Source organism: Streptomyces sp. NPDC018019 (assembly GCF_044327805.1).
GTDB lineage: Bacteria > Actinomycetota > Actinomycetes > Streptomycetales > Streptomycetaceae > Streptomyces.
In genome coordinates, this window is the sequence record NZ_JBIRGD010000020.1 from 112,029 (window position 1) to 130,388 (window position 18,360).

Consider the following 18,360-nt stretch of genomic DNA (forward strand, 5'->3'; position numbering starts at 1 on the left):
ATCCCGGCGCAGCGAAAGGTGACGTCCAACTGTGCAATTCCGGGGCGCTATTGAGGTGTCCGGGTCACTCGCGGCACGCGGACGGTGGCCGGTGCGCTCCTCACCGGGCCCTCGCGGGTGCCACGGTGACGCCGTAGAGCCGGATCTTGCGGTAGATGGTGGCCCGGGAGATGCCCAGTTGCCGGGCCGCCGCGTCGCGGTTGCCCGCCGCGTCGTGCAGGGCCCGGACGATCGCGTCGCGTTCGGCGGCTTCCCAGGGCGTCAGGGTGCGGCGGCAGGAACTGTGGCACTCCGGCGCGAGGTCGTGCGGGTGCAGGTCGGCCTGCCGGCGCCCGCGGGCCGCCTGCTGGAGCACCCGGCTCAAGTGCCGTACGTTGCCGGGCCAGTCGTAGCGGGTGAGCACCTGCATCGCCGCCGGGGTGCAGGACACGGTGCCGCCGCGGTCGTGCCGGGCCAGCAGGGCGGGGACGAGGTCGCGGATGTCCTCGGGCCGGTAGCGCAGCGGCGCCACCGCCACCGTGCACGGGAAGACGGCGCTGTCCAGCGCGGGGGGCACGGGGCCGGCGGGCGGGACCGGCCCCGGGCCGGTGACCGTGTGGAGGCCGACCACCCACGGGCCCGTACCCCGGTTGCGCCGGGCCCCGGCGAACAGCGCCTCCAGCCGGCGCATCAGCTCCGGGCCGGCCAGTTCCAGGTGCTGGAGCACCACCGTGCCGTCCTCGTCCCGCAGGGCCTCCTCGGCGCGGGCCAGTACGTGCGGGGTGCGCGGGATCGCGGCCAGGTCCAGGACGCGCAGCCCGGCCCGGGGCCGTACCCAGTGGTGGGCGGCGCGCACCAGCGCCAGCTTGCCGACGCCCGCCTCGCCCACCACACGGGTGGGCAGCCGCTGCCGGCAGGCGGACGCGACGTCCCGGCTCGCCGAACGCCAGGACGGCGAGCTGCCGGCCAGCCCCGGCAGGAGCGCCGGGAGCGCTGCCGGGGCGGAGCGCGCCAGGGCCGGCGGGACGGGGGGACGGCCTTCCGCGGCGGCTGCGGCCCGGCCTTCCGGCATCGTCACACCGGCCAGGCAGCCGATGGGCCGGTCGGGCGGGCCGATCAGGGTGCAGCGGGCCCGTACGTCGGGGCCGGAGGCCAGCCGTAGCGACGCGTCGACGCGCTTGCGGCGGCCGTCCGGCGGCGCGGCCAGCAGATCGGCGGCCAGCGCGCCCAACTGGCGCAGGTCCTGCGGCTCCAGCAGGCTGACCGCGTCGGTGTTGGCCGTGCGCAGGGTGGGGGTCACGAGGATCACCGGACCGCTGGTGCGGCGGCCGGCGGCGAGGAAGGCGTCCAGGGCCGCGCGCTCCTTGCCGGAGTACCGGTCGAGCAGCCGTTCCTCGATGTCGGCGGCGGCCTGCCGCACCACCGCGGCCATCAGCGGCGAGGCGTCCTGCCGCAGACAGGTCAGGTTGACCACGCCTTCCTGGCGTCCGGTGAGCGGGTTGCGTACGGGCATGCCGGCGCACGCGGCGCGCCGGAGCGGTTCGGCGAAGTGCTCGGATCCGAAGACGGTGCTCAGGCCCCGTTCGGCCAGCGCGGTGCCGATCCCGTTGGTGCCGACGGCCTCCTCGGCGTAGCTGAAGCCCGGTGCCAGGTGCACCCGGTCCATCAGGCGGACCACGGCGGGGTCGCCGCCCCGGCGGGTCAGGACGCGGGCCTCGGCGTCGGCCAGGACCACGCCGGCCGTGCAGTCCGCGAGGAGTTCCTCGACGCGGTCGAGGACCGGTGCGGCCGCGGCCAGCAGGCGGCTGTCCCAGTCGATGTGCTGCTCCACGTGCGGGACGTGCAGCCGGTCGGCGTCGACCGCGTGCCGGCGGCAGCGTTCCCAGGAGGAGACGATCCGGTCCCTGGTCCGCGGGTGCGGGACGGCGGGCGCGGCGGCGCCGGCCGGGCCGTGTCTCTCCGGCCCGCGCGCCGCTGCCGCCGTGTCCCGGGCGCCGCTCAGCATCCGCTCACGTGCCCGCATGACCGCCCTTTCGGAAGCATCCCGGAAATCCATGGTTGCAGTCATGCCCCGGGCGCCGAACCACGATCCCCGCGACCGGGTCCAATCGCGGCGCGGTCCGCACCGCCCCGTGCCGCCGGACCGAAAACCCGCAGCAGGCAGGGCAGTTACCGGCGTACCGTCTCAGAGTGAGACATCACGGCCACCGGGAGCGTGCTGTAATTCCAAGCGCGGCCCCGCGCATCCGGGCGCCGCGCGACGACGCCCGTGCGAGGAACGCCCATGCCGACCAGGACACAGGAGCCGACCGTGACGCCGCGCTGGAACGGACGCCCGATCACCCTCGACCCGACCCGGCCCCTGGACCCGTACGCGGCGAGGATCGCCGAAGCGAACCGGTCCGCGCTGACCGAGCTGTTCGCCGCGCTGGACATACTGGAGAACCTGATCGGCCAGATCCGGGACAACGCGCACGACACGGTGGCGGGCGCCAACGCCTGTCTCGCCCAGTCCCTGCACCACGTGCAGACCAGCCTGGCGACCGTGGAGGCGCTGGGCGACCTGACCCGCCATCTGCTGCCCCGGCTCACGCCGCCGCAGGACGGCGGCCGGACCTGAGCCGGCCGCCCCGGCGGGCCTGCCGCGTCCGGGCGGGCTGACGCGTCCTGTTCGCGGGCGGCTCGTCAGTCCCGGCCGGAGCGCAGTTCGCTCCAGTCCAGGAGTTCGTCGGCCTCGCGCTCCGTCTCCTTGGCCAGCTGGCGGACCTGGGCCAGGACGTCGCCGTGCTCCTCGATGAGGCTGTCGTAGATCGGCGGTCCTGCGGGCAGGCGGGCAGCGGTCATGTGGGGTCAGTCCTCGAACGGTTCAGCCACACCGGCCCTCGCCCGCGGCGAGGGAGGATGCGGGATCTACAACGACGGCGGAACGACGGGCGGACGGCGCTTCAAGCGGCCAGGAGGGTGTCACCCCGGGCGCCTGTGCCGGGCGGCCGGTGCCCGGCCGCGACCAGTGCCGCATCAACGTCCTTCGTTCCGGTGGGAAGGCACAGCGAGCAGGCCGGATCGTCCATCCGACGACGCGGCTCAGGACTGTTGTCCTGGGCACGCGGCACCCGCGGTGTCTCGTACTGATCGACGAGGTTACCCAACACCACCGGGTGCGCCAACAACATCCTCTTCTCCTTCCATCACACCTCTGCCGTCGCTCACGGCGGCGGTTACCCGCCCCACGGGCCCCCATGCCCCCGTCGAAGGAGATACATCACACGTCCCACCGCACACACCGTGTCCCGCGCGCCCCGCACACCGGACGCGCCGCACCCGCGATGCTGGCAGCGCGCACATACGCCACAGCGCAGCACGTACGCCACAGCGAAGGGAGCAAGGACATGCAGATCGACCTCTCCGGCCGGACGGCCGTGGTGACCGGCTCGTCCCAGGGCATCGGCCACGCCATCGCGACCGGCCTCGCGCGGGCGGGGGCGAGCGTCGTGCTCACGGGGCGCGACTCCAGGCGGCTCGACGACGCCGCCGGGCGGCTGCGGGAGGCCGTGCCCGGGGCGGCGGTCTCCGGCGTGACCGCCGACCTCGCCACCGAAAGCGGCGCGCAGGACCTCCTGTCGGCCGTACCGCACACCGACATCCTGGTGAACAACCTCGGCATCTTCGGCTCGCGCCCGGCCCTGGAGATCACGGACGCGGAGTGGCGCACCTACTTCGAGACCAACGTGCTCAGCGCCGTCCGGCTGATCCGGCAGTACCTGCCGGGGATGAAGGGCCGCGGCTGGGGGCGCGTACAGAACATCGCCAGTGACTCGGCGGTCGTGGTGCCCTCCGAGATGATCCATTACGGCATGTCCAAGACCTCGCTGCTGGCCGTCTCCCGGGGCTTCGCCAAGGAGGCCGCGGGGACGGGCGTCACCGTCAACTCGGTGATCGCCGGGCCGACGCACACCGGGGGCGTCGAGGACTTCGTGTACCAGCTGGTCGACCGCGACCTTCCGTGGGACGCCGCCCAGCGCGAGTTCATGCGCGTGCACCGCCCGCAGTCGCTGCTGCAGCGCCTCATCGAGCCCGAGGAGATCGCCAACATGGTCGTGTACCTCAGCTCGCCCCAGGCGTCGGCGACCACCGGCGGCGCGCTGCGCGTCGACGGCGGTTACGTGGACGCGATCCTGCCCTGACACCGCCGCGCCGCGTGCGCCGGGGCGGCCCCGGCGCACGCGGTCTTCCGGTCCCCCACCGGTGTGTCCGTGTGCTGTCCGCCGGCCTTTGTGCCGTCCGCCGGTCCCCCACCGGTTTTCCCGCCGCGAGAAAGTGAGATCCGGCATGCCCGAGAGAAGTCACGACCCGAGCCGGCCCGCGAGCCGGGACCGGCACCACGACGCCGAGCGCCCGTTCGCCGAGCGGTTGGGGGAACGGGCGGCCGTGCTCGGCACCCTCGACCCCGAAGCACCGCTCGACGACCTGGAACCGCTGCGGGCGCTGATCGGTGACGCCCGTGTCGTCGCGCTCGGCGAGAACTCCCATTTCATCCGGGAATTCGGACTGGCCCGCGAACGCCTCCTGCGCTTCCTCGTCCAGCGCTGCGGTTTCACCGCGCTGGCCTTCGAGTTCGGCTTCAGCGAAGGCGTCGCGCTGGACGCTTGGGTCCAAGGCGCCGGTATGGAAGAGGACTTCGCGCGGCAGACCGGGGCCGCCATCCCGGTCGGGCTCTCCGGTCCGCTGCACTGGCTGCGCCGCTACAACCGGACCGCCACGCTGCCCGTGCGCTTCGCCGGTATCGACGTGCCCGAGGCCGGGGGCTCGCTGCTCCCGGCCCTGGCGCCGGTGGCCGAGTACCTCCGCGAGGTCGATCCGGACGGTCTGCCGCTGGTGCGGGACGCCATGAAGACCGCCGAGCGGTTCGCGGGCGCTTCCATGGCCCTGGCCGCGCCGGCGTGGGCCCGGCTGGACACCGCCGAACAGGACGCCCTGAGCGCGATGCTGCTGCGGCTGCGCACCCGGCTGCGGGCCATGGAGCCGTTGTACGTGGCGCGCGGCGGCCGGTGCGGCCACGACATCGCGCTGCGCCGCGTCGAGGCGGCCTGCCACACCGACCACCAGTTCCGCGCCATGGCCGCGCTGTACGCGGGTGGCGGCACGGTGGCCGACACCTCGGCGCGCGAGGTGTTCATGGCCGACTCGGTCCGCTGGCTGCTGGACCGGACTCCGCCCGGCACCCGCATCGTGCTGCCCGCGCACAACGCCCATATCCAGCGGACGCCGGTCGAGTTCGACGGCCGTCTCACGACGCTTCCCATGGGCCACCACCTGCAACACGCGCTGGGCGACGACTACTTCGCCCTCGGCATGACCAGCGTCGGCGGCCACACGGCCGAGATGCACCTCGACGAGAACACCACCTTCGGCTTCCGGGTCGAGGACACCGCGCTCGGCGCGCCCGAACCCGGCAGTGTCGAGGCCGCGTTGGCGGCCGCGGGGCTGGATTCCGGCATCGCCCTCACCGGGCTGCGCGAGCACCGCGGCACGGGCGGCACCGGGGACGGGGCGGCGGGCCCCGACCGTATCCGTATGCAGAGCGGCTACCTGCACACCCCCGTGCCCGACGCCTTCGACGGCATCCTGAGCGTCCCGGTCTCCACCGTGGCCGACGATCTCGGGTTCTGACCACGGCCCGACGTGCGCCCCGGCCGCCTTCGCCCGATGCGGGGACAGCGGGGCGCGGGAACGGCACAGTGGAAGCCCGGACTCTCGCGGGGCTCGTCGGAGTGGGGTCGCCATGGCGTACCGGCTGGTACTGGCACGTGAGGCGCGCAGCAGGCTCAACGGCCTGCGCCGCGACGAGTCCGGGGCGGCCCGGCTCGTCGGGGAGGCGGTCACCGCGCTGCTGGCCGAGGGCGTGCGGCTGGGGCCGCCCCTGCTGGTGCCGGTGGGCGCCGCGCTGCGGGCGGTCGAGCCGCGGGAGGCCCTGGACCACTGGTATCAGCGCCGGCTCACGCTGCTGGCGAAGGTGCGGCGGGCGCTGGCCGACGTGCAGGCGTCGCGGCGGCAGCTCGACCGGCAGGCCGGCGAGTTGGAACGGCAGGCCGGGCGGCTGGCCGAGCTGGAGGCACAGGTCTCCGGAGCGGGCCGCAGGGATCTCGCCGAGCAGGCGGCGGACCGGCTCTCGACGGTACGGCAGCGGCAGGCACTGCTCGGCGCGTCGTCCGCCGAGGTCCGCGCACGGGAGGCCGCCCTCGCCGCGATCTGCCGACGGGTGCAGGACCAGGCCGATGTGTTCCTGTCCCGCAGGGCGGGCGTGGAGGCGGTCCAGCGGGCCGGCCATGCCCAGCAGGAGGTCCACGACGCGCTGGGCGAGGCGGCCGACGTGGACGAGGTGGCGCGGGCCGGCGCGGACGGTGCGGTCGCGGCGGCCCGCGCCGCGACCCGCGACATGGCCGACGGGGCCGAGCGGCTGGAGCGCGAGGTGTACGGGCTGCTGGGCACTCGGCCCCCGGCCGCCGAGCTGTACGAACTGCGGCTCGCCGCGCTGACCGGCCGGGATCTGCGGGTGCTGTGCACCGTTGAGGAGGCGGCGGGCGCGGAGAGCGCCGGGACCGGTACGACGGCCGAAGCCGGTACGACGGCCGGAGCCGTCGTGCTGCTCGCGGTCGCCGTGGACCTCGCGCACGGGTGGGACTGGTACGAACGTGCCCTGCCCCGTGCCCGGAAGCGTCTCGCCGGGCGGGAGCGGCGGGGCCGGGAGCCCGGCGCGGAGGACGTGGACTTCTGGGACGGCCGGGACTTCCTCCGCGACTGGTATCCGGGGAGTGCGGAGGAACGGCACGGCGGTGCGGCCCGGCTGGTGTCCCGTAATCAGGGACAGCGGCTGGCCTCGGTACGCCGCCACCGCGGCCTGACGCAACGTCAGCTCGCCGGACTGATGGGCGTGTCGGCCGCCCGTGTGGCGGCGCTGGAACAGGCCGGTCCCGGCGCCGCCGGGACGGCCGCGCTCGCCGCCTACGTGGCGGCCCTCGGCGGCCGGCTGGAGATCGTCGCGGACTTCGACACGGAGCGGCTGGTGCTGCGGTGAGAGCCGGCGCCTGAAGTCCGGGGCGCCGCCGGGCCCGGCCCGCCCGCGTACCGGCGAACGGGCCCGCCGGGGCGGCGAACGGGCACGGCCGCCGTGCCGCGGCCCGGGAACACGGCAGCGGCGACGGGCGGAAACGGGCGGGTTTTCCGCCGCCACGGGCATCGGAACGCGCTCCGCCGCTTGCTATAAACCTGGTGCCGGGCAGAAACGGGCAGGACGATGACCGAACGGAACGCCGTGGAACCGAGGGAACCGAGCAGGAGTGCGCCGTGAGAGCCGAGGAACGCCGGCACCGCATCCTCGTGCTGGCCCGCCAGGCCGGACGGGTGGACGTCACGGACGTGGCCGGCGAGTTCGGGGTGGCGCGCGAGACCATACGGCGTGATCTGAGCGAACTGGAGCGGCGCGGTCTGGTCCGGCGCACGCACGGGGCCGCGTACCCGGTGGAGAGCGCCGGCTTCGAGACCACGCTGGCCCGGCGCGAGACCCAGCACGTGGCGGAGAAGCGGCGGATCGCGGCGGCCGCGGTCCAGCTCGTCGGTGAGGCCGAGACGGTGTTCGTCGACGAGGGGTACACGCCGGAGCTGGTGGCGATGCTGCTGCCGACGGACCGGCAGCTGACCGTGGTGACCTCCTCGCTGCGCACCGCGTCGCTGGTCTCCGCGTCGGACGCGGTCACCGTGCTGCTGCTCGGCGGACGGGTGCGGGCCGGCACGCAGGCCGCGGTGGGCTCCTGGGCGCGGGACATGCTCGCCGGGTTCGTCATCGACCTGGCGTTCCTCGGCGCGAACGGGGTGTCCCGGGAGCACGGTCTGACCACGCCCGACCCGACCGTCGCCGACGTGAAGGCGCAGGCGGTGCGCTCGTCCCGGCGGCGGGTGCTGATCGGGGTGCACAGCAAGTTCGGCGCGAGCAGCTTCTGCCGGTTCGCCGCCGTGCGTGACATGGACACGATCATCACGGACACCGGGCTGTCCGCGCCCGAGGCCCACCGGTACACGCTGCTGGGGCCGCAGGTGCTCCGGGTCTGACGAGGACGCGTATCGCGCCCGGCCCGCGCCCGGACGCCCGGCCGGACCGTCCGAAGGGACCCGGCCGCACGACGACCGGCGTGCGGCCCCGGTCCGCCCTGCCCGCGACCGCGCCTATGAGGCGCCCCAGCCGGTGATTTTCCCAGCAGAGAGGTGTTGAGCCGTGCGAGCACGATCCCCCGGACGGGCCGTTCCCGGCGAACGGTCCGCCCTCCGCACCCGGCGCCGCGGCCCGCTGGGGCTGGCGGCGGCCACCGTCGCCGTCGCCCTGGCCCTCGGCGGCTGTTACCGCGGCGCCGGCGCCCTCGGCAACGAGGGCGCCGACACCATCAACGTCCTGATGGTGAACAACCCGCAGATGGTGGACCTGCAACGGCTGACCGCCGAGCACTTCACCCAACGGACCGGCATCAAGGTCAACTACACCGTGCTGCCCGAGGACGACCTGCGCGACAAGATGAGCCAGGACTTCTCCAGCCAGGCCGGCCAGTACGACGTGGCCAGCCTCAGCAACTACGAGACCCCGATCTACTCCCGCAACGGCTGGCTGAGCCCGCTCGGCGAGCGGGCCGCGCAAGACGCCTCCTTCGACCAGGGCGACCTGCTCGCCCCCGTACGCAAGTCGCTGACCGCGGCCGACGGGAAGGTCTACGCCGAGCCCTTCTACGGCGAGTCGTCGTTCCTCATGTACCGCAAGGACGTACTGCGGGACCTGGGGCTGACGATGCCCGCGAAACCCACCTGGCACCAGGTCGCGGCGCTCGCGGCCGAACTCGACGGCGCCCGGCCCGGCCTGAAGGGCATCTGCCTGCGCGGCCAGCCCGGCTGGGGCCAGCTCGCGGCGCCGCTGACCTCGGTGGTGAACACCTTCGGCGGCACCTGGTTCACCAAGGACTGGCAGGCCCGGGTCGACAGCCCGGAGTTCACCGCCGCCACCCGCTTCTACGTCGGACTGCTGCGCGCGCACGGGCAGGCGGGCGCCCCGCAGGCCGGGTACACCGAGTGCCTGAACGACATGCAGCAGGGCAAGGTCGCCATGTGGTACGACGCGACCGCCGGCGCCGGCTCCCTGGAGAGCGGCGATTCCAAGGTCGCCGGGAAGGTCGGCTACGCGCCCGCGCCGGTCGAGCGGACGGCCGCTTCCGGCTGGCTCTACACCTGGGCGTGGGGCGTGCAGAAGGCGAGCAGACACCAGGACGCCGCCTGGAAGTTCATCTCCTGGGCCTCCGGCAAGGGCTACGAGCGGCTGGTGGGCGAGCGGCTGGGCTGGTCGAAGGTACCGGCCGGGAAGCGCGCGTCCACCTACCGCGACCCCGACTACCTGCGGGAGTCCCACGTGTTCGCCGCGGCGACGAAGAACGCGATCACCTCGGCGCGCCCCGACGACCCCGGGGTGCAGCCGCGGCCCGCGCCCGGCATCCAGTTCGTCGGCATCCCCGAATTCTCCGACCTGGGCACCAAGGTCTCCCACGAGATCAGTTCGGCGATCGCCGGACGGCAGAGCGTGCCGGAGGCGCTCGGCAAGGGGCAGCGGCTGGCGGAGGAGGTGGCCCGTGCCTACGCAGAGCGTTGAGACGCGGGACGAGCGGGACGGCCGGCGCGGGGCGCGGCGCCCCGGCGTCCCCTCCGCGCGCCCCCGTGGCGGCTCCCGTACCGCCCAGCGCGCCGCGGACTGGGCACGGCGTGCCCCGCTGCTGCCCGCCCTGGTCTTCCTGGTCGTGGTGACCCAGCTGCCCTTCGTGGCCACCGTGGTCATCTCCTTCCTCCGGTGGAACGCGCTCGCCCCCGACAACCGCGGCTTCGCGGCCTTCGACAACTACCGGGCCGTCTTCACCGACCCCGCGATGCGCTCGGCGATCTGGACGACGGTCATGCTGACCGTGACGGTCGTGCTGGTCAGCCTCGTCCTGGGGCTGGGCCTCGCACTGCTGCTGGACCGGAGGTTCACAGGCCGCGGCATCGTCCGTACGCTGCTGATCACCCCGTTCCTGGTCGTGCCGGTCGCCGCCGCGCTGCTGTGGAAGCACGCGCTCTACAACGCCTCGTACGGGCTGATCAACGGCTCGCTGACCTGGATATGGCGGCTGTTCGGCAGTACGGACCCGCCGCAGCCCGACTGGATGACCGACGCGCCGCTGGCGGCGGTCGAGGTGGCGCTGATCTGGCAGTGGACGCCGTTCATGATGCTGATCCTGCTGGCCGGGCTGCAGAGCCGGCCCGCCGACGCGGTCGAGGCGGCGCGGGTGGACGGCGCCTCCGCCTGGGACGTGTTCCGCTACCTCACCCTCCCCCACCTGCGCCGCTACCTGGAGCTGGCCGCCCTGCTCGGCACGGTCTACGTGGTGCAGAACTTCGACGCCGTGTTCACCATCACCTCGGGCGGCCTGGGCACCGGCAACCTGCCGTACACCATCTACCAGACCTTCTACCAGGCGCATGACTACGGACGGGCCTCCGCACAGGGCGTCGTGGTCGTGGTCTGCTCCCTGCTGGTGGCGACCTTCGCGCTGCGTACCGTCTCGTCCCTGCTCCGTGAGGAGGTCACCCGATGAGCGCGAGCACGGTGCGGGCCGCCACGCCCGCGGCACGGCGCCGCCGGCGCGCCGGGAGCCTGCTGGGCCTGGCCGCCTGGCTCTGCGGCATCGCCTTCTTCCTGCCGGTGGCGTGGATGGTGCTCACCTCCTTGCACAGCGAGGCGGACGCGGCCACCAACCCGCCGAGCGTCGGCGCCGGGCTGACGCTGCGCGGCTACCGGGAGTTCTTCGGCGCGGGCACCGGCGTCAGCCCCTGGCCGCCGCTGATCAACTCGCTGACGGCCTCGGTGGCGTCCACCCTGCTGGTGCTGGTGCTCGCCGTCCCGGCGGCGTACGCGCTGTCCATCAAGCCGGTGCGCAAGTGGAGCGACGTGCTCTTCTTCTTCCTGTCCACCAAGATGCTGCCGCTGGTGGCGGGGCTGCTGCCGGTCTACCTGATCGCCCAGAACACCCGCATGCTGGACAGCGTCTGGCTGCTCGTCATCCTCTACACCTCGATGAACCTGCCGATCGCGGTGTGGATGATGCGGTCCTTCCTGGCCGAGGTGCCGGTGGAGATGCTGGAGGCGGCGTCCCTCGACGGCGCCGGGCTGCCGACGACCCTGGTGCGCATCGTCGCGCCGGTCGCCCTGCCCGGCATCGCGGCCACCGCGCTGATCTCCTTCATCTTCAGCTGGAACGAGCTGCTGTTCGCCCGGGTGCTCACCGGCATCGTGGCCGGGACCTCACCGGTCTTCCTGACCGGGTTCGTGACCAGCCAGGGCCTGTTCCTGGCCAAGGTGTGCGCCGCCGCCACCGTCATCTCCCTCCCGGTGCTCGCCGCCGGATTCGCCGCCCAGGACAAGCTCGTCCAGGGCCTCTCCCTAGGAGCCGTGAAATGAAGGCCGCAGTGATCAGCGCACCGGACCGCGTCGAGGTCACCACCGTCGACGATCCGGCGCCCGGCCCCCGGGAGGTCGTCGTGGACGTCGCGGGCTGCGGGCTGTGCGGCACCGACCTGCACATCCTGCAGGGCGAGTTCGCGCCGACGCTGCCGGTCGTGCCCGGCCATGAGTTCGCCGGTACGGTCGTCGCCACGGGCGCCGAGGTCACCGGGCTCGCCGAGGGCGACCGGGTCGCCGTCGACCCCTCCCTGTACTGCTACGCGTGCCACTACTGCCGGATCGGCCGCAACAACCTGTGCGAGCGGTGGGCCGCCATCGGGGTGACCACGGCGGGCGGCGCCGCCGAGTTCGCCGTCGCGCCGGCCGCGAACTGCGTGAAGCTGCCCGAGCACGTACGGACCGAGGACGCCGCCCTCATCGAGCCGCTGTCCTGTGCCGTACGGGGCTACGACATCCTCCGCTCCCAGCAGCTCGGCACCCACGTGCTGATCTACGGCTCCGGGACGATGGGGCTGATGATGCTGGAGCTGGCCAAGCGCACCGGCGCGGCGGACGTCGACGTGATCGACGTCAATCCGCAACGGCTGGCCACCGCACGGCAGTTGGGCTGCGGCAACGCGGCGGCCTCCGCCGACGAGCTGGACCGGCCGCGCGGCTGGGACGTGGTCATCGACGCCACCGGCAACGAGCGCGCCATCCAGGACGGGCTGGGCCGCGTCGGCAAGGGCGGTACGTTCCTCCAGTTCGGCGTCTCCGACTACGCCGCACGCGCCACGATCGAGCCGTACCGGATCTACAACCAGGAGATCACCATCACCGGCTCGATGGCGGTGCTGCACAGCTACGAGCGGGCCGCGGAGCTGTTCGCCGCGGGCGTCCTGGACCCGGAGATCTTCATCAGCGACCGGCTGCCGCTGGACCGCTACGCCGAGGCGCTGGACCGCTTCAAGGCGGGGCAGGGGCGGAAGATCCAGGTCACGCCCTGATCCGGGGGCGTTGTCAGACCCCTGCGGCATGATGCGGTGGTGGGCCCGGAGAGCTGCCGGGGCGGTCCGGGCCGCTGCGCGGAAGGGGGGTGACGGGCTGGGCGGGCAGGGCGGGCTTGGCGGGCGGGAAGAGGTGCCCCGGTCGGCGTACCGGTCCCGTTCCTGGTCGGCCCTGTTCTCGTATGGCTACGGCGAACAGGCATGTAGCGCTGTGACGCTCGGGGCTGGCTCCGGCGCGAGGGGCGGCGGTACAGCGGTTGGCGATAGCGCCAGTTCCGCTTCGAGGTCGGCTTATCGGCCTTCTGTCACCTGGCAGCTTCTGGGGCCACCTCGGTGGTCCCCTTGAGCGGCGACGGCAGCAACACCTGACGACCCGTTCGGGCGCTGTCGCAAGGCGGGGAACGAGCCGAACGGAGGCAACCGTCCCGACGGTCCTCACCAAGGTCCGGGGCGCCACGACCGCCGCGGCCGCAGCCATGCCGTCCGGCATGGGCCGACGCCTCGCCGAACCGCTGGTGTATCGCTCAGCGGGGCCGGAGACCGTCGACGACGACGTCCAGCATTCGGTTCAGCTGGGGGCGCTGCTCGGGTGCGCCGGCCACGGAGAGCACACCGGCGAGGATGCCGCCCACGTCGGCCGGGTCGATGTCGCTGCGCAGTTCTCCCGCTGTGGCGCCGGCTTCAAGCACCATCGCCAGAACCTGCTGGACCTCGTCGCAGACCGGTCCGGTGCCGAAGCGGCCGGAAGCGCTCATGGCGACCAGGGCTTCGCAGATGCCGCGTCGTTCACCGGCCCAGTCGGCGAATCGGAGCATCCACGCGTGGAGGGCCTGCGCGGGCGGCTTCGTAGCCAGCAGGGTGCGCGCATCTTCGCGCAAGGGCCTGATCTGCTCCCGGTAGACCTCTTCGACCAAATCCTCTCGGGTGGGGAAGTGCCGGTACAGGGTGGCGTTCCCCACTCCCGCGCGCTTGGCGATCGCGTCCAGCGAGATCGCGCGTCCGGAGGCGAAGACTTCGGCGGCCGTGGCGATGAGCTGCTCGCGGTTGCGCTGCGCGTCGGCGCGCAGGGTGCTGCGTGGAGGTGTCATGACCTTCGCGATCGTGAGTGTCGGATGAGGCTCGGGAACGATTCGGGGATGTCCCCGGTTCAGTGTACGGTGAGGCAACCGGGGAGGTCCCCGATTTCGGGTGGTCCCACCCATCGCTTCAGCGACGAAAGGTTTGCCATGCCTACAGCGGTCATCACCGGGGGACGACCGGGATCGGCAGAGCGACGGCCGAGCTGCTGCACGCCCGCGGCTACCAGGTCGCGGTCACCGGACAGAATCCCGAATCCCTCGCGCGGGCGCACTCCGAGCTCCCCGGCGACGTGCTCGTCGTCCAATCCGACGGGCGCGTGCTCTCCGGCACCGACGCCCTGATGTCGGCGGTGTCGGCGCGGTTCGGATCGCTGGACCTGCTCTTCCTCAACGCCGGGATCTTCCGTCCGGCACCGGTTGCCGAGGTGACGGAGGAATCGTTCGACGAGCACGCCGGCCTCCGCTTCAAGGGCTAGTACTTCACCCTCCAAAAGGCCCTTCCCCGCATGAACGACGGCGGCTCGATCGTGCTGACCGTCGGCATCGGATCCCGTCGCGGCACGCCTGGCGTCACGGTGGGGGCGGCGACACGCGGCACGCTGCCGGCCATGCTGCCCTCGCCCGCACTCGAACTGGCCCCGCGCAGGATTCGCGTCAACGCCGTGAGCCCCGGGGCCACCGACACCCCGCTGCTCAACAAGCCGGGGGTGCCCGAGAGCGGCCGGGACGCCATGCGCTCGAAGATCCCCTTCGAGCGCTTCGGGTCCAGCCAGGAGGTCGCGGAAGCAGTCGCCTTCCTCGCCTCGGACGCCGCCGGCTACCTCACCGGCCAGGACATCACCGTGGCCGGCGGCTACGGGCTCGGCGCCTGAAACCCGGGCGAGCCGACCACCGATCCGCACCTCTCGAACGCCACGAACCGCACCTCACAGGAGAACACGATGGCACTCACTCTCGACACTTATCGGCTGCTGGGCCGTTCCGGACTCCGGGTCTCACCGCTGGCGCTGGGCACGGCCACCTTCGGCACCGAGTGGGGCTGGGGCGCCGAGCGCGACGAGGCGCGCAAGCTCTTCGACCGCTACACCGAGCTCGGCGGCAACTTCTTCGACACCGCCAGCACCTACACCAACGGTAGCTCCGAGCGACTGCTCGGCGAATTCGCCCGCGCCAACCGCGGCAAGATGGTGCTGGCGACGAAGTACTCGACGCTGCGCCAGCCCGGTGACCCGAATTCCGGGGGTACCCACCGCAAGAGCATGCTGGCGTCGGTGGAAGCCAGTCTGCGGCAGCTGAACACCGACTACATCGATCTGCTCTACGTGAACGTATGGGACTTCAGGACGCCGGTGGAGGAGATCCTGCGGGGCCTGGACGACCTGGTGAGGCAGGGCAAGGTGCTGTACGTGGCGATCTCCAGCGCCCCGGCCTGGCAGGTGTCGCGCATGCAGGCGATCGCCGACCTGCGCGGCTGGTCACCACTGGTCGCGCTGGAGACCGAGTACAGCCTGATCGGGCGCACCGCGGAGCGTGACCTGATCCCGATGGCACGCGAGATGGGACTCGGCGTGGTCCCCTTCTCCCCATTGGGCGGCGGGGTGCTCACCGGCAAGTACAGCCGGGAGGACCAGAAGAAGGCGGGCTCCGTTGTCGGCGAAACCGCCAGCAACCGCAAGAGCCTCAACGTCGCCCTGGGATGGGTCACCGACCGCAACCTCGCCATTGCCGATGCGGTGAAGGAGGTGGCCTCGGAGCTGGGCCGCACACCCGCCCAGGTCGCACTGGCCTGGACCCTGAACGCCCCGGGCGTGACGGCACCCATCATCGGCGCCCGCACCATCGCGCAGTTGGAGGACAACCTGGGTGCTCTGCAGGTCGACCTCACTCCTTCCCAGCTGGCCCGCCTCGACGAGGTCAGCGCCATCGACCTCGGCAATCCGCACGACCTGCTCGCCAGCGATCACATCCGCACGGTCACCACAGGCGACATGAAGATCGAAACCCTCGGCTGATTCGCTTCATGAACGGCGACATCCAGATATACCGGCATGTTTTTGATGATGGAACGGAGCAACCTCGGTATGGGTAAGTACAGCGACAAGAATGTGGTGATCACGGGTGGCAGCAGCGGCATGGGGCTCGCGCTGGCGGAGCTGCTGGTGCAAGGCGGAGCCCGCGTGGTGATCACCGGCCGTTCTCAGGCCAAGCTCGACGCGGCACGCGAGCGGCTCGGCGAGAATGCCGTGGCCGTCCGGGCGGATGTGGCCTCACTGTCCGACCTGGATATGCTCGTCGGCCGTGTGAAGAGCGAGCTCGGCTCGATCGAGGCTCTGTTCGTCAACGCCGGCGTCTCATCCCTCACGCCCCTCGAGTCGACGACCGAGGACGTGTACGACGAGCTGTTCGCGATCAACGTCAAGGGCGCCTTCTTCACTGTGCAGAAGCTCGCTCCGCTGCTGAGCGCGAACGCCGGCATCGTCCTCACCACCTCGATCGCGAACGTCATCGGCATGGTGGACACCAGCGTCTATGCGGCCGGCAAGGCGGCGCTGCGCTCGATGGCCCGCACCTTCTCCCGCGAGCTGCTGCCGCGGGGAATCCGTGTCAATGCGATCAGTCCGGGCCCCATCGACACGGGGATCCTGGAAACGATGAACTTGTCCGAAGAGGCCGCTGACCAGTTCAGGGCGGAGCGGACCGCGAGCAACCCCATGAAGCGCTACGGCACCGTCGAAGAGTTCGCCAAGGCGGCCGCATTCCTCGCCTTCGATGCCACGTACACCACCGGCATCGAACTGGCCGTGGATGGCGGCGAAACCCAGCTCTGAGCTCGTCTGCCGTCCCGCCACGGGCGTAAGGCCCGCTACCACGGCGGTTTCAGGGGGCGCTGCAACACGGGGTCGTGTGGATCAGGCCGCGAGCGGTTTATGCAGGCGCTCGGCTGGGGTTCCCCAGCCGAGCGTTTTGCGTGGGCGGCCATCGAGTTCGGCGGCGACGGATTCAAAATCCCCGCACCAGGAGGTTGCCGCGGCCCACGAACACACCGACTGAACCTTCCCCCGTGAAGTGGACACCTGTTTGTGTCGTTATGCGGCGAGGGCGCTGATGACCAGATGCTGTTCATAGGCGATCGGAGCCCCAGCTCCTCACCCCCAGGGCCGCCGCTGGTCTACCCTCGGGGGGCTCGCGGCCTGGGCACGGCGTCCCGGGCGGTCAGGTCCAGGTCGAGGCGTCTGTTCGTGTCCAGCTCGAACCGGCCGTAGGGATTCACATGGGTCCAGAACAGCGGGGAGAGTGCCCGCCGGTCCGCATCGGTGAGGGTGTCAGCCCACTTCGGATCGGCGAGGACCTGCTGCATCAGCAGCGTGTTGACATGGACCAGGGCGGACTGGAGCAGATGCAGCGCGAGCATCGATACCTCCTGGGACTCCTTGTCCTGTCCGGCCGGGTCGCCGTCCTTGCCGTGGAAGAGGTCCTTGTTCGCGGAGTTCCAGTTCTCCACGACCTGCGGGCCCTCGTGGATCTCCTGGTGCAGTTCGACGTCGGCGAGGTAGTCGCAAACGAACGCCGTACGCACCGCCCGGCCCAGCTCCCCGATCGCCTGGTAGGTGGGGTGCTCGGGGCCACCGCGGGTGAAGCGGCGCAGGACCTGCTCGGCTTCGGCGGCGCCCAGGCGCAGGGCGGTGGTGTACTTCACGATCTGGTCGTACTGCTGGCGGATCAGATCCCAGTTGATCGTCTTGGTGGACAGCACCGGCGCCAGGTGGGGCCATCTGTCGTCGCTCCAGTTTGTTCACCTCGGCCAACAGGCCCTCCAGACCCGGAGCGCCAGGGTCGGTCTTCAGCTCGGTGAAGTGCGACCGCCCGCCCCCGGCCGCCGCGCCGTCGCCGTCGGCGCCCTGCTCGGTGCCGTCGCCCGTGATCAGTTCCTCCAGCCGCGAGCGGGTCGCGTGGCTGAGCCGGTCTGGCGTGCTGCGGCAGAACCGCTTCTCGAAGTCCTTGACCGCCTTGCCCACCAGCCGCCGCACCTGCCCGGGTGTCGGCGGTTCGATGCGGTTGTTGCGGCACCGAGCCACGACCGCGGCCGCAGCCGGTCCCGCGACAGCTCCACCGGGCACAGCTCGGTCGCCAGCCACCCGGCCAGCCGGTCCTGGTCCTCCTCGGTGTTCGCCCGGAACCCGTACGCCGCCCGGATCTCGCCCCGATGCCGCTGGATCGCCTTGCTCAGCCAGTCGTAGTCCGCCCACGCCTCCGCAGGCACCTTGACCTGCTGGGCGACGTACTCCACCGCGGCGGCCGGCACCTCCTTGGCCGACTCCGGAAACCGGGCCTCCACCTCAAAGAACTCGAGCAACAACGCGAACCCCAGCCGGGTCGCCCCGGACGTGTTCCGCACCCGCCTCATGTCGTCTTCGAGCAGCGTCCAGACCCCGATCAGGTCCTCCGCTCCCAGTCCTGCCGCACCCGCACTCCTCCACCCCGCCCGCCCGAGATCACCCGTCCAGCCCGACGAGACGCCCGACGAGGGGAAAACGACGACCACAGCAGTCACACAGCGCTTCATGTCCGTTCGCCGCAGCTATACGGGAACAGGGCCTGGTCTGCCGCGGCGGCCGGCTCCTCCCCCGAGCGGGTGCGGTGCGGACGCCGGGCGGTGGCGGCCCGGTGCCCGGCGAGGCGTCCGGTCGGGCCGGGAGCGGGCCAACCGGGGGATTGACGGGGGCCGATCACCGCCGCCGTGCACGTCCTTCGGTCCGGGGTGCGCAAGGTGTTGGAGCCTGGACGCACGGCG

16 protein-coding genes and 2 pseudogenes are annotated in these 18,360 nt (G+C 72.2%); 12 read left to right on the forward strand and 6 right to left on the reverse strand.

Annotated features, from left to right (window positions below):
• Nucleotides 1–100: 100 nt before the first annotated feature.
• On the reverse strand, nucleotides 101–2,002 hold the full coding sequence (locus tag ACH4FX_RS29230) for a sigma-54-dependent Fis family transcriptional regulator (RefSeq protein ID WP_398483910.1): 1,902 nt from the start codon (nucleotides 2,000–2,002) through the stop codon (nucleotides 101–103).
• 261 nt (nucleotides 2,003–2,263) lie between these two features.
• Between ACH4FX_RS29230 and ACH4FX_RS29235 the strand changes: the two genes are divergently transcribed.
• On the forward strand, nucleotides 2,264–2,599 hold the full coding sequence (locus ACH4FX_RS29235) for a hypothetical protein (RefSeq protein ID WP_398483912.1): 336 nt from the start codon (nucleotides 2,264–2,266) through the stop codon (nucleotides 2,597–2,599).
• A gap of 65 nt (nucleotides 2,600–2,664) precedes the next feature.
• Here the strand turns inward: ACH4FX_RS29235 and ACH4FX_RS29240 are convergent, their stop codons facing one another.
• Nucleotides 2,665–2,823 carry a hypothetical protein gene (locus ACH4FX_RS29240; RefSeq protein ID WP_398483914.1) on the reverse strand — a complete coding sequence of 53 codons (159 nt, stop codon included), beginning with the start codon at nucleotides 2,821–2,823 and terminating at the stop codon, nucleotides 2,665–2,667.
• Between the two features lie 101 nt (nucleotides 2,824–2,924).
• Nucleotides 2,925–3,152, reverse strand: coding sequence for a DUF5133 domain-containing protein (locus tag ACH4FX_RS29245; protein ID WP_398483916.1), 228 nt, complete (start codon nucleotides 3,150–3,152; stop codon nucleotides 2,925–2,927).
• Nucleotides 3,153–3,368: 216 nt separating this feature from the next.
• Between ACH4FX_RS29245 and ACH4FX_RS29250 the strand changes: the two genes are divergently transcribed.
• The 8 genes from ACH4FX_RS29250 (at nucleotide 3,369) to ACH4FX_RS29285 (ending at nucleotide 12,489) form a co-directional block, all read left to right on the forward strand.
• Nucleotides 3,369–4,163 (forward strand): SDR family NAD(P)-dependent oxidoreductase, encoded by a 795-nt coding sequence (locus tag ACH4FX_RS29250; protein WP_398483918.1) that lies wholly within the window; start codon nucleotides 3,369–3,371, stop codon nucleotides 4,161–4,163.
• Nucleotides 4,164–4,308: 145 nt separating this feature from the next.
• Entirely contained in the window at nucleotides 4,309–5,649 is a 1,341-nt protein-coding gene (locus ACH4FX_RS29255; RefSeq protein WP_398483920.1) for an erythromycin esterase family protein, read from the forward strand.
• A 112-nt stretch (nucleotides 5,650–5,761) separates the two neighbouring features.
• The gene (locus tag ACH4FX_RS29260) at nucleotides 5,762–7,054 is read left to right on the forward strand and encodes a helix-turn-helix domain-containing protein (RefSeq protein WP_398483922.1); all 1,293 of its coding nucleotides are present in this window, start codon (nucleotides 5,762–5,764) and stop codon (nucleotides 7,052–7,054) included.
• 269 nt (nucleotides 7,055–7,323) lie between these two features.
• Nucleotides 7,324–8,085: a DeoR/GlpR family DNA-binding transcription regulator gene (locus tag ACH4FX_RS29265; protein WP_398483923.1), complete on the forward strand. Its 762-nt coding sequence runs from the start codon at nucleotides 7,324–7,326 to the stop codon at nucleotides 8,083–8,085.
• A 163-nt stretch (nucleotides 8,086–8,248) separates the two neighbouring features.
• Complete coding sequence (locus ACH4FX_RS29270; RefSeq protein WP_398483925.1) at nucleotides 8,249–9,658, forward strand: ABC transporter substrate-binding protein; 1,410 nt, start codon at nucleotides 8,249–8,251, stop codon at nucleotides 9,656–9,658.
• Entirely contained in the window at nucleotides 9,639–10,637 is a 999-nt protein-coding gene (locus tag ACH4FX_RS29275) for a carbohydrate ABC transporter permease (protein WP_398483927.1), read from the forward strand. The genes ACH4FX_RS29270 and ACH4FX_RS29275 overlap by 20 nt, the downstream gene beginning before the upstream one ends.
• Nucleotides 10,634–11,500 (forward strand): carbohydrate ABC transporter permease, encoded by an 867-nt coding sequence (locus ACH4FX_RS29280; protein WP_398483929.1) that lies wholly within the window; start codon nucleotides 10,634–10,636, stop codon nucleotides 11,498–11,500. Before ACH4FX_RS29275 ends, ACH4FX_RS29280 begins: the two co-directional genes overlap by 4 nt.
• On the forward strand, nucleotides 11,497–12,489 hold the full coding sequence (locus ACH4FX_RS29285; RefSeq protein WP_398483931.1) for a zinc-dependent alcohol dehydrogenase family protein: 993 nt from the start codon (nucleotides 11,497–11,499) through the stop codon (nucleotides 12,487–12,489). Before ACH4FX_RS29280 ends, ACH4FX_RS29285 begins: the two co-directional genes overlap by 4 nt.
• Nucleotides 12,490–13,013: 524 nt before the next feature.
• Here the strand turns inward: ACH4FX_RS29285 and ACH4FX_RS29290 are convergent.
• Complete coding sequence (locus ACH4FX_RS29290; RefSeq protein WP_398483933.1) at nucleotides 13,014–13,577, reverse strand: TetR/AcrR family transcriptional regulator; 564 nt, start codon at nucleotides 13,575–13,577, stop codon at nucleotides 13,014–13,016.
• Between the two features lie 62 nt (nucleotides 13,578–13,639).
• Between ACH4FX_RS29290 and ACH4FX_RS29295 the strand changes: the two are divergent.
• From ACH4FX_RS29295 to ACH4FX_RS29305, 3 genes and pseudogenes are all read left to right on the forward strand, one after another.
• Nucleotides 13,640–14,440: pseudogene (locus tag ACH4FX_RS29295) on the forward strand (SDR family oxidoreductase).
• A 69-nt stretch (nucleotides 14,441–14,509) separates the two neighbouring features.
• Nucleotides 14,510–15,580, forward strand: coding sequence for an aldo/keto reductase (locus ACH4FX_RS29300; RefSeq protein ID WP_398483935.1), 1,071 nt, complete (start codon nucleotides 14,510–14,512; stop codon nucleotides 15,578–15,580).
• A gap of 69 nt (nucleotides 15,581–15,649) precedes the next feature.
• Nucleotides 15,650–16,396: an SDR family oxidoreductase gene (locus ACH4FX_RS29305; protein WP_398483937.1), complete on the forward strand. Its 747-nt coding sequence runs from the start codon at nucleotides 15,650–15,652 to the stop codon at nucleotides 16,394–16,396.
• A gap of 341 nt (nucleotides 16,397–16,737) precedes the next feature.
• Here ACH4FX_RS29305 and ACH4FX_RS29310 read toward each other — a convergent pair.
• A pseudogene (locus tag ACH4FX_RS29310) lies at nucleotides 16,738–17,334 on the reverse strand (Tn3 family transposase); the annotation flags it as partial.
• Between the two features lie 156 nt (nucleotides 17,335–17,490).
• Entirely contained in the window at nucleotides 17,491–18,120 is a 630-nt protein-coding gene (locus tag ACH4FX_RS29315) for a DUF4158 domain-containing protein (protein WP_398483938.1), read from the reverse strand.
• Between the last annotated feature and the right edge of the window lie 240 nt (nucleotides 18,121–18,360).

Excerpts from the sequence above, each read along its gene's own strand:
- ACH4FX_RS29240 (WP_398483914.1), bottom strand. The coding sequence starts at position 2,823 with ATGACCGCTGCCCGCCTGCCCGCAGGACCGCCGATCTACGACAGCCTC.
- ACH4FX_RS29230 (WP_398483910.1), bottom strand. The coding sequence starts at position 2,002 with ATGCGGGCACGTGAGCGGATGCTGAGCGGCGCCCGGGACACGGCGGCA.
- ACH4FX_RS29285 (WP_398483931.1), top strand. The coding sequence starts at position 11,497 with ATGAAGGCCGCAGTGATCAGCGCACCGGACCGCGTCGAGGTCACCACC.
- ACH4FX_RS29280 (WP_398483929.1), top strand. The coding sequence starts at position 10,634 with ATGAGCGCGAGCACGGTGCGGGCCGCCACGCCCGCGGCACGGCGCCGC.
- ACH4FX_RS29255 (WP_398483920.1), top strand. The coding sequence starts at position 4,309 with ATGCCCGAGAGAAGTCACGACCCGAGCCGGCCCGCGAGCCGGGACCGG.
- ACH4FX_RS29235 (WP_398483912.1), top strand. The coding sequence starts at position 2,264 with ATGCCGACCAGGACACAGGAGCCGACCGTGACGCCGCGCTGGAACGGA.
- ACH4FX_RS29300 (WP_398483935.1), top strand. The coding sequence starts at position 14,510 with ATGGCACTCACTCTCGACACTTATCGGCTGCTGGGCCGTTCCGGACTC.
- ACH4FX_RS29305 (WP_398483937.1), top strand. The coding sequence starts at position 15,650 with ATGGGTAAGTACAGCGACAAGAATGTGGTGATCACGGGTGGCAGCAGC.
- ACH4FX_RS29245 (WP_398483916.1), bottom strand. The coding sequence starts at position 3,152 with ATGTTGTTGGCGCACCCGGTGGTGTTGGGTAACCTCGTCGATCAGTAC.
- ACH4FX_RS29260 (WP_398483922.1), top strand. The coding sequence starts at position 5,762 with ATGGCGTACCGGCTGGTACTGGCACGTGAGGCGCGCAGCAGGCTCAAC.
- ACH4FX_RS29290 (WP_398483933.1), bottom strand. The coding sequence starts at position 13,577 with ATGACACCTCCACGCAGCACCCTGCGCGCCGACGCGCAGCGCAACCGC.
- ACH4FX_RS29250 (WP_398483918.1), top strand. The coding sequence starts at position 3,369 with ATGCAGATCGACCTCTCCGGCCGGACGGCCGTGGTGACCGGCTCGTCC.